Raw genomic sequence first — 12,163 nt, 5'->3', positions numbered from 1 at the left:
GGGCACGGAAGCGCCCCCCCTCGATCGTGATCAGTCGGGGACGGGGCTGGATGGTGACGCTCTTACCGCGCGGTGCGCGGCACCCCAGCGAAGGGGCGGACCGGGGCGGGAGCCTCAAGCGCGTCCGCTCGGCGTGGGCGTGTCTACCCATCGGGCTCGGGGCTTGTTCGGTGGGGAGCGCCACCGATCCCGCGCGGCCGGAGGCTACGGGGGAGCGTCCCCGGCCGTGCGGGCGTCATCAGCGGGTCAGCCGGTGTCCTGGCCGGTCCCGATGAGATAGCCGCCGAGTCCGGCGGCCACGATGAACGTGGTCAGGACCAGCGGCCCGGCGAATCGCCCCAGCCACGCCACGGTACGCCGCCAGCAGGCGCCCCAGCGTCCGGGGGCGCGGTGCGTGGCGGGCGCCTGGCTGGCGCTGCGGGCCGGGGGCGGCATAGCCGTGCCGTGTCCGTCCTGGGACCGTATGGGGTCTACGCGCCAGTGACGCTCAACGGTCACGAGGAACTGCCCATGATTCAGCCCGTGTTGCTGGGTGTGGAGGATGGCCCAGCGCGCGACGGGACCGCGATCGCTGTCCACCCGCCCCGAGGCAGCGGGGCACGTCATGCACTCGGCGAGATAGATCCCGTCCGGCGCACCCTGCGCACGTTCGGCGCTGAGCACCAGGTCCGAGCCTTTCAGGATGGTTCGCGTCACTGCCACGCTCCCGGCTCGAACCGGCACGGGCGGGTGATGATCTCCCGATAGGTGAAGTGCTCCGGGTTCGCTTTCAAATGGCCGGTCGCCCACGCGTGCGCGGCGGCCTGATCGTCGCTGGGCTCCCCGGCCTGCTCGCACACCGCGCACCGCATGGCGAACGTGAGCGCTTCGGCGTCAGGCTCGGTGTCGGGGACGAGCAGGAACTCACGGAAACGGTACGTGGCCCGGTTCATGCCCGCCCCCTTCCAGAGAGAGCGCTCCTCTTGCTGTGGTCGGGGTGTCGCTTGAGTAACACGGCACAGTCGGTGACCTTGCTCAGGTCTCCGGCCTTGCGCGCCGTTTCCTTCTCGCGCTCCAGGCGGGCGCAATCCGCACATTTCACGGTCATGACGCCCCCGCCGCACGGCGCGTCTCTTCCAGCCGTCGCGCCATCTCGCACGACCGCTCAGGCGTGCACGTTTTGCACTCCTGGCGGTGCATGAGGTATGCGGACTGAAGTTGCTCAATATCTGCGGTGCGGGGGTGTTCGGAGACTTCGCGCTCAGGCAAGGCAACTCCATGCCGGGCGAAGGTCTTCCGGGCGTGCTTGCCATTCCTTGCCCCCGAGCTGGGGCCTGAGCATGGCGTACGGTCCGCTCCGGCCCATGGAGACGCCTACGCGATCGTTGGCTGTATCTCGCACCAGCGTGCCCACGTTCGGGTGATCGTGGTTACTCTTGCGCACGGCTGCCTGTCCTTTCTCTGAGGTGTGCAGGTGGCCCGCGCCCCCGGACGTTCGCCCGTCGCGGGGGCACCTTGTTGGGCGCGCTGCACGTGTCCCATGAGCTTCGAGGCAGCCGAGGCTCGACAGAACCGCGAACGGGGAACCCCGCAAGTGACTTTGGGGAACCCCGTTGCGAGGAATCCAGGGCTACCCTGGGGAGATCACTGCCGTCCCTGCTAGGTGGCTCCGTGGACGAACGCGAGACCCGGCGTGCTGGTTATCCGCTGACGATTCCTGACGCGCTGCTTCGGAGCGAGGCCATGCAGCGGGCATGCGCCACCCGCAACTTCCGAGAGATCTTCCGCCTCGTCAACAGGCGTACGGGCTCAAGCCACGGAGATATGGCCGCCGCCATCGGCAAGATGACGAGTTCTCGCGTGAGCGACATCATCCGGGGCGTCCGTGGCGTACGCGGCCTACAAGTAATCGAACGTATTGCCGACGCCTTCGGCATTCCCGGCGACATGCTGGGCGTGCCACCTCGTCCATGGGAGGGGTCGCCAAATTCAACCGGCATGGATCGCATCAGCGATGAGGCTATGGGAGAGTGCAGACCAGATTCTCTACCGGTAACGAATCCTCCGGTCCACCTTGCCGTTACACAAGCCAGTTCGGGTTTTACTTTACCGGGCCACTGGAACAGCGACAGGGCCGCTATGGATTCGTTTCGGATGGCAGATCGCCAGCTTGGCGGGGGGCATCTCTACGGCGCCGTAACACATTACCTCAATAATAGCGTGGCACCTAGGATCTTCGGAACCGAGAATGTAGGCAGTACTGCGGAGACGTTTATGGCGGCTGCTGCATTAACGGAAATGGCCGGTTGGATGGCACATGATTCGGGCCAAGACCTGCGGGCGCGACGGCATTTCGAGCACGCCCTTCCCTTTGCTCAAGCTGGTTCGGACCATGCCTTGGGGTCTCATATCCTGGCCAGCATGAGTCACCTGGCGCTGCAAATGAATCACCCGCACGAAGCCGTGACACTTGCGCGGTCCGGACAAGAAGCCATGAAGGCCGGACCATTCATTCCTGCGCTTACTGCTCGACTCCATGCCATGGAAGGCCGCGCTTTGGCTCGGACGGGCGATGAAGTCGCTTCCCGTCGGGCGATCGATGCGTCTGCGGAATTCCTTACACGTCCGATCTACGAACCTCCATCAGTCTGGATCAGTGAGTTCGACACGGCTTCTCTTGCCAGCGAAGAGGTGCTTTGTCTACAAGATCTCGGCCAATATTCGGCAGCAGCTCAAAAAGCCGAGCAGGCTGTTGCAATGCGTAGTGGTGACCGGGCGCGCAGCAGAGCATTCGGGCAAATCTCCCTGGCCGTAATTAGAGCGAAGATGGGTGACTTGGACGCAGCATGCACGATTGGGACTGAACTCCTCGAATCTTGCCGCGCTTTGGGTTCTCTGCGTATCACGCAGCAACTTGCTGACCTGACAGACGCTCTTCACCCTTTCAAGACTGAGACCCCGGTAGCTGACCTACTGGACTCTCTTCTAATGGTCAATCGGCAAAGAAGTCTGCTACTGGCAGGTATAGTCTCGCTAGACACTGTAGGGGAAACGCCATGACGACTCACCCAGAGCCTGGTACCGCTGAATGGGAAGCATATCTCGCCGAGGGGAATGCGAAGCAAGCACGTAAGCGCGTCGCCGCAGATGTTATTTTGCGCGACAAGTCAGGAAGAATTCTGCTGGTGAATCCTACCTACAAGGAAGGCTGGGATCTCCCCGGCGGCATGGTAGAAGCAAATGAAGCACCTATAGAGGCAGCTCGACGCGAGTTGCTCGAAGAACTCGGAATTCAGCCGAGACTACTAGGAATCTTGTCCGTGGATTGGGACCCGCCGCACGGGCCATGGGACGATCAGATCGTCATGGTATTCGACGGTGGGAAGCTGAGTTCATCCGAAGCATCGGCGCTTCGTCCCCACGATTCCGAACTCTCCGCATGCGCCTTCTTCGCGCCAGAGGAAGCAGTAGCCGCTTTGCGTCCACGTATACGTGACCGGGTCACCCAGACCCTCGAAGCACTCGCCACCGGAAAGCCACGCTATCTGGAGTCAGGTCGCGCCCTCTGGTGGTGAATACGCATAAGCGCTGCGCGTGCCGTATCCTGGCGTTATCCGCAACATCGGTCATGCCTTATAGAGTCGTCTGGAGCAACTGAATCGAGAACCGGCCAAACTTGAGATTGCGAGACGTGGCCTCTGCCAGGTAAACGGCCAGCGCCCAATCCGACGCCTCGTAGAACGCGGACTGTCCGGACTCCGCCAGCGAGGAATACCAACGCGCTGCGATGGGGTGCCAGGTCTCATCGGCCGGGGGAATCTCCGGGGCCTGCCCGCCGGGCGCCTTCACTACCTCGGGCGCGTCGCTCTTGTTGCGCCTACGGCGCTGATCGCTCCTCTTCGGGACCGGGCCCGGCATGGTGTCACCTCACGTACGATTGAGTCTCTGTCACAGGTCGGGAGGGGCTATGGACCAGGGTTTAGCGGGCATCTTGGGTGCACTAGTGGGTGCCGTCGCGACCAGGGGAGGCGTCCTCGGGTCCGCCCGTTCTGCCAGAAAATTGCATAAACGTCAGGCGCGACGAGAGGCGTGTAAACACTTTCTCTCGGTGGGAAATATGTTCAACGGCGAGACCCAAAAGCTAATTGTCTACATAAAAGAAAGATCTTCGTTCCTGCATGAAGAAAGCCAGAGGGGAAAAGAGGCCAGAAAGAGCGCAGGTGCATCACTTGACAGGCTTTCCGACGCCTTGGGCGAGATGCGCGACGCGGCAACTTCCGTGATGATGGAAGGTCCTAAGACGCTCGCCGAACGACACAACTGTGAGACCCGCGACCTTGGCAGGGGTTACCACCTCTTCGCCAAGGGGCGCGTCCTCGTTCGGTATCTCGCTCCCTTCGCTGACCCATGCCGCTCCGGCATCCTCCACCACGATCGGCAGGTTCATTCGCGTGGAATCGGTGGTCAGTTGGGTTGCGATCTGGAATGCCGTGGATTCCGCCTGTACCGGTTGCACAACCAGCGCTGCGAAGTCATCCGGGGTTATGGATTCTGCGCCGCGCGCAGTGGTGAAGAGACTCACGCATCAGTCCTTTCTCAGAGTCCACCGGAATACCGGCTGTTGCTGACGATGGGTTACCCCGATCGTCCTTTGCGACGTTCCTCACGTGCGCGACGGAAAGCACCAGCCCAGGTAGCCGGCCGCTCATCGTTGGCGTTGTGCGGGTCGAGGCCCCCCGAGCCCAGAGTTCGGGGCTTTTCCCGCTCATGGATAGCGGCATTCAGAAGCAGCGCCCGTTCCTCCAGTTCCTCCGCCGGGATATCACCGAAGGCGCGCAGGAGTTCCGGCGTCAGGTACTGGTACCGGTGCGCAAGCTCCGCGATGGTGTCCGCACGTTCCCGGTCTGCCTTCTCTCGCTCCAGCTCGGCTATACGCTGCGTCAGCTCTGCAATACGCGTTTCGTGATCGGGGCTGACGTCCGTCTCCCCGCTCGGCAAGGTGTCTGTGGGCTCCGTAGAGGACTCTTGGCGGTACTCGGGTCTGTCCGGCGCGTGACCGTCCGCCTGGGGAGCGCTGGGCACCTCAGAAGACACTCGCGGTCTCCAGGCTCGCGATGGGCGACAGGGCACGCGCTGCGTCCTCAAGGCTGAGCGTGCCGTCGTCCAGCCCGGCGCCTACAGCGGCGTGCAGTGTGCGGCTCAGTTCCCGGCGCTGTGTCTCATGCTTCGCGTGGATGTCCCACCGTCCGCAACCGGCTGCAAAGCCCAGGAGATCGGACAGGGTGGCGAGGTGCTGGCGGTGCGCGTTTATCAAGTCGTGTGTGTCAGTCACGGGTCGGGTTCCTTCCTGCGGAAACGGCAGATGGCCCCCGCGCCGGGGTGTGCGTCATCGCTGTTCGCAGACCCAGCGAGAGCAACACCCGCAAAGCGCGGGGGCCATGGGAAGGTGCACCACCTATCGAGGCGGTGTCACCAGTCGAGAAGGGTCGGTGTCCGGGGTGCTCTGCGGGCACTCCGGAGGGCAGGCACTACGCCACGCATGACGCGCACGTCGCAGCATCCGGGGCACGGCAAAAGAACTGCCCTCACTTATGAGGGGAGCACGACGGGTGCCTACGGGCTGCGGCGACCGGTGACGAATCCGGTGACGAGTGACAATCTGAGGGGTGGGTTCGGGATGTGTGCATAAACAGCGCGAGGTTCAGGCTCGTAGAGTCGATACGAACACCTCGTCATTTCGTCACTCGTCACTCGTCAGACACCGTTCCGGCGTCATGGGCGACTCGCGGCGGAACGCAGGCTCACCGGGAAGGAGGCTGCGCGCCGGGGCCCGGCGAGCTGGATCATGCTGTCGGACGCCGGGGACGCGTCGTTGCGCTGTTCATCTGCTAGGTCACGGGCCACGGCGGCGGCTTCCTCGATGGCGGGGTCAAGGTCGCCGCTGATGGTGAACTCCACGCGTCGCACGTCGAGCGTCCGCCATCCCCCCTTGGTTCCGCGCTTGACCGTCAGACGTGCTCCCGCGTCCACCAGCATGGCGCGGCGCCCGGCAGTGTCGGCGCTGTTCCACCCGTCGGCGAATGTACGTCCCGTGGGCACGGCCTCGCGTCGCATCTCGGTCTTCTCCCGGGCCTCCAGTTCAGCCAGACGCGCGTCAAGGGCATCAGCACGGCGCTGCCAGGCTGCCAGGGCTGCGTTGGACTTCTGCCGCCCCCTCTGGGCCTGGTGCTCCTCGAACTCCGCGAGGGTGGCGTCTATCTCGGGCTGCGGGTCGTAGCCGGGTATCTCCGTCACGCGGGTGATCTGTACCGTCCCGACGGCCTTGAGGAACTCGTCGGTGACGTAGTCGTCCACCCACGTGGCGCGGACGGTGGCCGGTGACGGGCAATGCGTCCCGTACTTGTAGGAGGCACACCCGTAGTTACCCGACGACTTGTTGAGGTACATCCGCCCGCCACACCCCTCACAGTGGATGACGCGCAACAGCAGCGCGCCCGAGTCGCTGTGCTGCACAGCCCCCTCGGCCCGGGACTGGGACGCGAGCAGCGCGGCCACCTGGTCGAACTCCTCACGAATGAGGATCGGGGTCTCGGTCGCCATGACAGGTGCGCCCTGGTCATCCCGCACGGGGGCACCCTTGTGCATCTTCCACCCCAGCAGCGCGGGGTTGGTCAGGATCTTCGTAATGGTCTGAGAACGTCACTGCGCGGGACGCTTGGCAGGCTCGGCGGTCTCGGCGTCGGTGGTGTTCTTCGTACGGGCCTGGTGGGCTGCCCAGTGCGCGGACGGCGACAGCACACCATCCCGGTTGAGCATCTGCGCAACAGCGTGCGGGGACTTCCCGGGCACCAGCGCCGCAATGATCCGCTCAATCACCTCTACTGCGTCCGGGTCCGGTACCAGCGTCCAGCCGACCCCGCCGAGTTCGGCGGGCATGGGGGCAGGCAGGTAGCCGTATGGGGGACGGCCGCCACCCCGCCACCGCAGCGCCATCCTGCGCATGGCGGACTGTGCCCCGGTCACCCGGTCACTGATGCTCTGCGACTCCACCTGAGCGGCAAAGGCAAACATGAGCATCATGAGTTCGCTCATGGGGTCCATGGGGTTGCGGAAGTCGAACACCAGCCGACCCCCGCCGATCCCCTCAGCGAACACGAGCATCTTGCGGTGCTCGCGCGCCCACTTCGCCAGCTCGTGCATGTCGCCCATGGACCGGATGGCACGGTCGAACCGCCACCAGACAAGCGCGTCGAAGCCGTCGGGGCGGGCGAGCCATCCGCCGAGTTGCGGACGGTCGAACGGGCCGCCCTTCGACGCGCTCACATCCAGGTCCACAGCTTCACGGACCCCGCCGCCTTGACCGAAGTCGATACCGAGCGCCGCCGCCGCTATGTCGTCGGCCTCCCGCTGCCGCTCCGGGCTGGTGGTCTCGTCCGTCCGCACTGACAGCCGGATGCACCGGACCCCGCGCAGCGTCTCAGCGGCGCTGCCCCTGCCGTCGTATTCGTCTCCATGCCCCGGGGGGAGCGCAAGGGGTGCGAGACTGCTTTGACCTGCTGCGTTACCGCCACTGTCGATCACTCCAGAACTACCCGTCTGGAGCATCGGGAAGGGGCGGGGAGGGGAGCAGCCCGCCGCAGGCGCCAAGCTCCGCCGGACACCCCCTACGGCCGGGAAGGCTGCCGCCCCGCGTGCACAACGGGGAGAGCACCGCGGAGCGGCAGCGGCCGAGCCGGGAGACTCGGCCGAGCCGCGGGGGCGTGGGATGTTCCCCGGCGGCTCCTCAGCGTCTACGGACCCCATCGGTGCCCTGTTCACCTTTTATCCGATGGTGAGCACTCGTACGCGAAGGCGCCCGAACCCCGGCCCCCGCCCCCGGATTGCCGTGGCGTGATCGTCTTGCCAGGCTGTCCCCCATGCCGACCACCACCCTGTCCGAGCTCGTCGACGAACTGCTCTCCGGGACCCGCCCGCTGCCGATCCTCTCCGCGGGCATCCCCGTGCTCCGGCGACCGGCCCTGCCGTACGAGGGCCAGCTGGCCGCGGACCAGCTGGACCGGCTGCTGACGGCGATGCGGGAAACCATGCACTCCGCGCCCGGGGTGGGGCTCGCGGCCCCGCAGATCGGTGTGCCGCTGCGGCTGGCGGTGATCGAGGACGCGGCGGAGGTGACGGCCGAGGTGCGCGAGGCGCGCGGCCGGGTGCCGCAGCCGTACCGGGTGCTGGTCAATCCCCGCTACGAACCGGTCGGCGACGGCCGGGCGGCGTTCTTCGAGGGGTGTCTGAGCATCCCCGGCTGGCAGGCCGTGGTCGGCCGCCCGGACCGGATCCGGCTGCGCGGGCAGGACGAGACGGGGCGGGAGCTGGACGAGGAGTTCACCGGCTGGCCCGCGCGGATCGTCCAGCACGAGACCGACCACCTCGACGGCGTCCTCTATCTGGATCTGGCCGAAACCCGCTCCCTGTCCTCGGCCGAGGCGGTAAGCGACTACTGGTCCCAGCCCACCCCCGCCACCGCCGCCCATTCACTGGGCTTCCCGCTCCCGAGCGCCACCGGTGCCGCCGATGACAGCGGCGGCACCGGCGCTACCGCTCCGTAACCACGGCCGACCTGCGGCATGTTTTCGTCATCGACTGGCAGTCGCCGAATCACCGCACGGACACTGTGACGTACGTCGCCACGGCAAGACTGGTGGACGCCCCGGTACGCGCCGCCTCCGCGTACCGCACGGCGAGTGAGGCGTTTCTTCCGCTCTTCCCCAGTCCCCACCGCTCCTGACTTCCCTCGAACGGAGAACAGGAATGCCCGTGCTCACGACGTCCACGACGGCGCCCACCAGCTCGTACGTCACCTCGATCGCCCACACCCAGGAGCAGATCCACGCCGCGCAGCGGCTGCGCTACCAGGTGTTCGGCGAGGAGAGGGGCGGGCGGCTGGACGCGGCGGTCGACGGCCGCGACGTGGACGAGTTCGACGAGGTCATGGACCACCTGATCGTCACGGACACGGCGACGGACACCGTGGTCGGCACCTACCGGCTGCTTCCCCCGGGGCGCAGTGAGCGGCTCTACTCGGACACCGAGTTCAATCTGCACGGGCTTCCGGCCGAGGTCCGCTCGTCCATGGTCGAGGCCGGCCGCGCCTGTGTGCAGACCAACCACCGCTCGGGCGCCGTCATCAACTTGATGTGGGCCGGTCTGGCCCGCTATGTGCTGCTGTCCGGCCACCGCTATCTCGCGGGCTGCGCCTCGGTGCCGCTGGCCGAGGGCGAGCAGGCCGCCGCCAACGCCTGGCTGCTCGGCACCACCAAGCACGCCGCACCGCCGGAGATGCGGGTCCACCCGCTCGACCCCTGGATACCCTCGCGGCCGCTGGACGGCGAGCCCGGCTACGCCGATCTGCCGCCGCTGCTGCGCGGGTACCTGCGGGTCGGCGCCTGGATGTGCGGCTCCCCGCAGCACGACCGGGCCTTCAACGACGCCGACTTCTTCGTGCTGCTCGACACCGAGCGGATGAACGACCGCTACCGCCGCTACTTCCTGGGTGAATCCCAGTGACCGTCCCGGCCGCGATGAGCCTGCCCGCACACGCCTGGGCGGCCTGGTCGCCGTGCACCACCGGCTGTGTCGCCCATGCCGCCGACCGCGTCCCGGCCACCCGGGTCGCCCGGCGGGCCGCGGTCTTCGGCCGGGCGGTGCTGGGCGCACTGGTGTCCGGCCGGCGGATCGCCGAGCCCGAGACGCTGCGGGCGCGTGCCGCGACGCTGCTGGACTCCCTGGGCATCCGGCTGGAGGTGGCGGGCGACAGCACGCTCAGCGCCCCGGGGACCACCGGCACGCTGATCGTGGCGAACCACATCTCCTGGCTGGACATCATCGCGCTGCTGTCGATAGAGCCCGTGGTCATGCTGGCCAAGCGGGAGATCGCGGGCTGGCCGCTGATCGGCCCGTTGGTCACCCGCGCGGGGACGCTGTACATCGACCGCGACTCGCTGCGCGAACTCCCCGCGACCGTACGGGAGATGGCGGCCCGGCTGCGCGACGGCCAGTCGGTGATGGCCTTCCCGCAGGGCATCACCTGGTGTGCGGGCACCGGCGGCAGCTTCCGGCGGGCCACCTTCCAGGCCGCGCTGGACGCGGGCGCGCCGGTGCGCCCGGTGACCTTGGACTACGTTCAGCACGGCGCCCCGACCACGGTGGCCGCCTTCGTCGGCGAGGACGACTTCGGCCACTCGCTGCGCCGGGTGATCCGCGCCGACGGGCTCACGGTGCGGGTGAATGTGCACCGGCCGCTGCGGCCGCTGCGGGACGTCGACGACCGGCGCCGGGTCGCGGCGCAGGCCCAGGCGACCGTGTGCGGGGCGCGGCTGCCCCTCCATCACGCCCTCCATCACGAGGTCGCCGCCCTCGGGCCGGCACGCTGAGAAGCCGTCGGGCCGGCACGCCGAGAAGGCCTCGGGCCGACACCGGGCCCATGCGCCCCGGGGACCGTCCTGTCCACGGACGGCGCCCGGGGCGGCTCGGCCTTGTGTCCGCTCAGCCCTCCATCCGCAGGTCCTTGACCCGGCGGATCTTGCCCACGGAGCGCTCCAGCGTCTCCGGGTCCACGACCTCCACCTCGACCGTGAGCCCCACCCCGTCCTTGACGCCCCGCGCGATCGCCGTGGCGGCTTCCGCGCGCCGCTCGGGGCCGACCCCGGGGCGCGCCTCGATCCGCACCGCCATATGGTCCATCCGGCCGCGCCTGGTCAGCTCGAGCTGGAAGTGCGGAGCCACCGACGGGACCCGCAGCACGATCTCCTCGATCTGACTGGGGAAGACATTGACCCCGCGCACGATGAGCATGTCGTCACAGCGGCCGGTGATCTTCTGGATGCGCCGGAAGGCGGGGCGGGCGGTGCCGGGCAGCAGCCGGGTCAGATCCCGGGTGCGGTAGCGGATGACGGGGAGCGCCTCCTTGCTGAGGGTGGTGAAGGTCAGCTCCCCCTCCTCGCCGCCGGGCAGCACCTCATCGGTGAGCGGGTCCACGATCTCGGGGTAGAAGTGGTCCTCCCAGACGTGCAGCCCGTCCTTGGTCTCCACGCACTCCTGGGCCACCCCAGGGCCCATCACCTCCGAGAGCCCGTAGATGTCCACCGCGTGGATGTCCATGCGTTCCTCTATCTCCCGGCGCATCTCCTCCGTCCAGGGCTCGGCGCCGAATATGCCGACCTGGAGGGACGTGGAGCGGGGATCGACGCCCTGCCGCTCGAACTCGTCCAGGAGCGTCAGCAGATAGGAGGGCGTGATCATGATGATCTCGGGCCTGAGGTCCTGGATGAGCCGCACCTGCCGGGCGGTCATTCCCCCGGAGGCGGGGATGACGGTGCAGCCGAGCCGCTCGGCCCCGTAGTGGGCGCCGAGGCCGCCGGTGAACAGGCCGTAGCCGTAGGAGATATGCACCTTGTGGCCGGGGCGGCCGCCGGCCGCGCGGATCGAGCGGGCGATCACCTCCGCCCACACCGCAAGGTCGTGCTCGGTGTAGCCGACCAGGGTGGGTCGGCCGGTGGTGCCGCTGGAGGCGTGGAGCCGCCGCACCTCGCTCTGCTCGACGGCGAACATCCCGAAGGGGTAGCTGTCGCGCAGATCGGCCTTGCTGGTGAAGGGGAACCGGGCCAGGTCCTCCAGGGTGCGGCAGTCCTCGGGGCCGACCCCGGCCTCGCGGAACTTCTTGCGGTACACCTCGACATGGTCGTACGCATGGCGCAAGGTGGCCCGCAGCCGGGTGAGCTGAAGCGCCCTCAGCTCCTCGGGGCTCATCCGCTCGGCGTCGTCGAGCGGAGCCGCGCTCAGCGATTCCACCATGGGCCGTCCACCACCTCAGGATGCCGACCGAACATTCGGTTACCGTTCGGGCGCGGTCCAGTAATCCAGCATCCGACCTGGCTGTCAAGGGTCCGGACATCCCCGTGCGCGCCCGGCCCGGCAGAGAACGGCGCGGAACGGCGCGAGGCCGGTGAACGATCGGCGCCCTCCATCCGTACCCGTAGGCGCGGGGGACGCAGCCGCACCCCGGAACCGACGATGCGAGAGGGCCTTTCATGTACGACGCCGCCGACGCCGACGCCGACGCTCCGCACCCGGTCCGGACCGCCGACCGCGCCCCGCGCCGCCACGGCCCGCGCGCGATGGCGGTCGCGGCTGC

At 67.5% G+C, this 12,163-nt stretch carries 13 protein-coding genes; 5 read left to right on the top strand and 8 right to left on the bottom strand.

Annotation, left to right across the window (positions count from 1 at the left end):
* Nucleotides 1-246 precede the first annotated feature (246 nt).
* Both GWI24_RS30335 and GWI24_RS30330 read right to left on the bottom strand, forming a co-directional pair.
* Nucleotides 247-696: a hypothetical protein gene (locus tag GWI24_RS30335; protein ID WP_210949083.1), complete on the bottom strand. Its 450-nt coding sequence runs from the start codon at nucleotides 694-696 to the stop codon at nucleotides 247-249.
* On the bottom strand, nucleotides 693-932 hold the full coding sequence (locus GWI24_RS30330; RefSeq protein ID WP_210949082.1) for a hypothetical protein: 240 nt from the start codon (nucleotides 930-932) through the stop codon (nucleotides 693-695). The genes GWI24_RS30335 and GWI24_RS30330 overlap by 4 nt, the downstream gene beginning before the upstream one ends.
* A 718-nt stretch (nucleotides 933-1,650) precedes the next feature.
* On the opposite strand from GWI24_RS30330, the gene GWI24_RS30325 reads away from it, so the two are divergent.
* Nucleotides 1,651-3,039 carry a helix-turn-helix transcriptional regulator gene (locus tag GWI24_RS30325; RefSeq protein WP_210949081.1) on the top strand — a complete coding sequence of 463 codons (1,389 nt, stop codon included), beginning with the start codon at nucleotides 1,651-1,653 and terminating at the stop codon, nucleotides 3,037-3,039.
* The gene (locus tag GWI24_RS30320) at nucleotides 3,036-3,554 is read left to right on the top strand and encodes an NUDIX hydrolase (RefSeq protein ID WP_210949080.1); all 519 of its coding nucleotides are present in this window, start codon (nucleotides 3,036-3,038) and stop codon (nucleotides 3,552-3,554) included. Before GWI24_RS30325 ends, GWI24_RS30320 begins: the two co-directional genes overlap by 4 nt.
* 650 nt (nucleotides 3,555-4,204) lie before the next feature.
* Here GWI24_RS30320 and GWI24_RS30315 read toward each other — a convergent pair.
* From GWI24_RS30315 to GWI24_RS46645, 5 genes are all read right to left on the bottom strand, one after another.
* A complete protein-coding gene (locus tag GWI24_RS30315; protein WP_210949079.1) occupies nucleotides 4,205-4,561 on the bottom strand; it encodes a phage major capsid protein in 357 nt (118 codons plus the stop codon).
* Between the two features lie 53 nt (nucleotides 4,562-4,614).
* Nucleotides 4,615-4,977, bottom strand: coding sequence for a hypothetical protein (locus GWI24_RS30310; protein WP_210949078.1), 363 nt, complete (start codon nucleotides 4,975-4,977; stop codon nucleotides 4,615-4,617).
* 85 nt (nucleotides 4,978-5,062) lie between these two features.
* Entirely contained in the window at nucleotides 5,063-5,311 is a 249-nt protein-coding gene (locus GWI24_RS30305; RefSeq protein WP_210949077.1) for a hypothetical protein, read from the bottom strand.
* A gap of 440 nt (nucleotides 5,312-5,751) precedes the next feature.
* Nucleotides 5,752-6,666 carry a recombinase zinc beta ribbon domain-containing protein gene (locus tag GWI24_RS46650; protein WP_308344137.1) on the bottom strand — a complete coding sequence of 305 codons (915 nt, stop codon included), beginning with the start codon at nucleotides 6,664-6,666 and terminating at the stop codon, nucleotides 5,752-5,754.
* Nucleotides 6,667-6,678: 12 nt separating this feature from the next.
* Entirely contained in the window at nucleotides 6,679-7,560 is an 882-nt protein-coding gene (locus GWI24_RS46645) for a recombinase family protein (RefSeq protein ID WP_308344136.1), read from the bottom strand.
* 335 nt (nucleotides 7,561-7,895) lie between these two features.
* On the opposite strand from GWI24_RS46645, the gene GWI24_RS30295 reads away from it, so the two are divergent.
* The 3 genes from GWI24_RS30295 to GWI24_RS30285 all read left to right on the top strand — a co-directional run bounded on the left by GWI24_RS30295 (nucleotide 7,896) and on the right by GWI24_RS30285 (nucleotide 10,403).
* The gene (locus GWI24_RS30295) at nucleotides 7,896-8,579 is read left to right on the top strand and encodes a peptide deformylase (protein ID WP_210949076.1); all 684 of its coding nucleotides are present in this window, start codon (nucleotides 7,896-7,898) and stop codon (nucleotides 8,577-8,579) included.
* Nucleotides 8,580-8,781: 202 nt separating this feature from the next.
* On the top strand, nucleotides 8,782-9,537 hold the full coding sequence (locus tag GWI24_RS30290; protein WP_210949075.1) for a GNAT family N-acetyltransferase: 756 nt from the start codon (nucleotides 8,782-8,784) through the stop codon (nucleotides 9,535-9,537).
* Nucleotides 9,534-10,403 carry a 1-acyl-sn-glycerol-3-phosphate acyltransferase gene (locus GWI24_RS30285; RefSeq protein WP_210949074.1) on the top strand — a complete coding sequence of 290 codons (870 nt, stop codon included), beginning with the start codon at nucleotides 9,534-9,536 and terminating at the stop codon, nucleotides 10,401-10,403. The genes GWI24_RS30290 and GWI24_RS30285 overlap by 4 nt, the downstream gene beginning before the upstream one ends.
* 112 nt (nucleotides 10,404-10,515) lie before the next feature.
* Here the strand turns inward: GWI24_RS30285 and paaK are convergent, their stop codons facing one another.
* Entirely contained in the window at nucleotides 10,516-11,823 is a 1,308-nt protein-coding gene (gene paaK / locus GWI24_RS30280) for a phenylacetate--CoA ligase PaaK (protein WP_210949073.1), read from the bottom strand.
* Between the last annotated feature and the right edge of the window lie 340 nt (nucleotides 11,824-12,163).

Origin of the sequence: Streptomyces sp. MK37H (assembly GCF_018035285.1) — a bacterium.
GTDB classification, from domain to species: domain Bacteria; phylum Actinomycetota; class Actinomycetes; order Streptomycetales; family Streptomycetaceae; genus Streptomyces; species Streptomyces endocoffeicus.
Note: the sequence above shows the minus strand (reverse complement) of the source record. Positions and strands in the feature narration are given on the sequence as shown.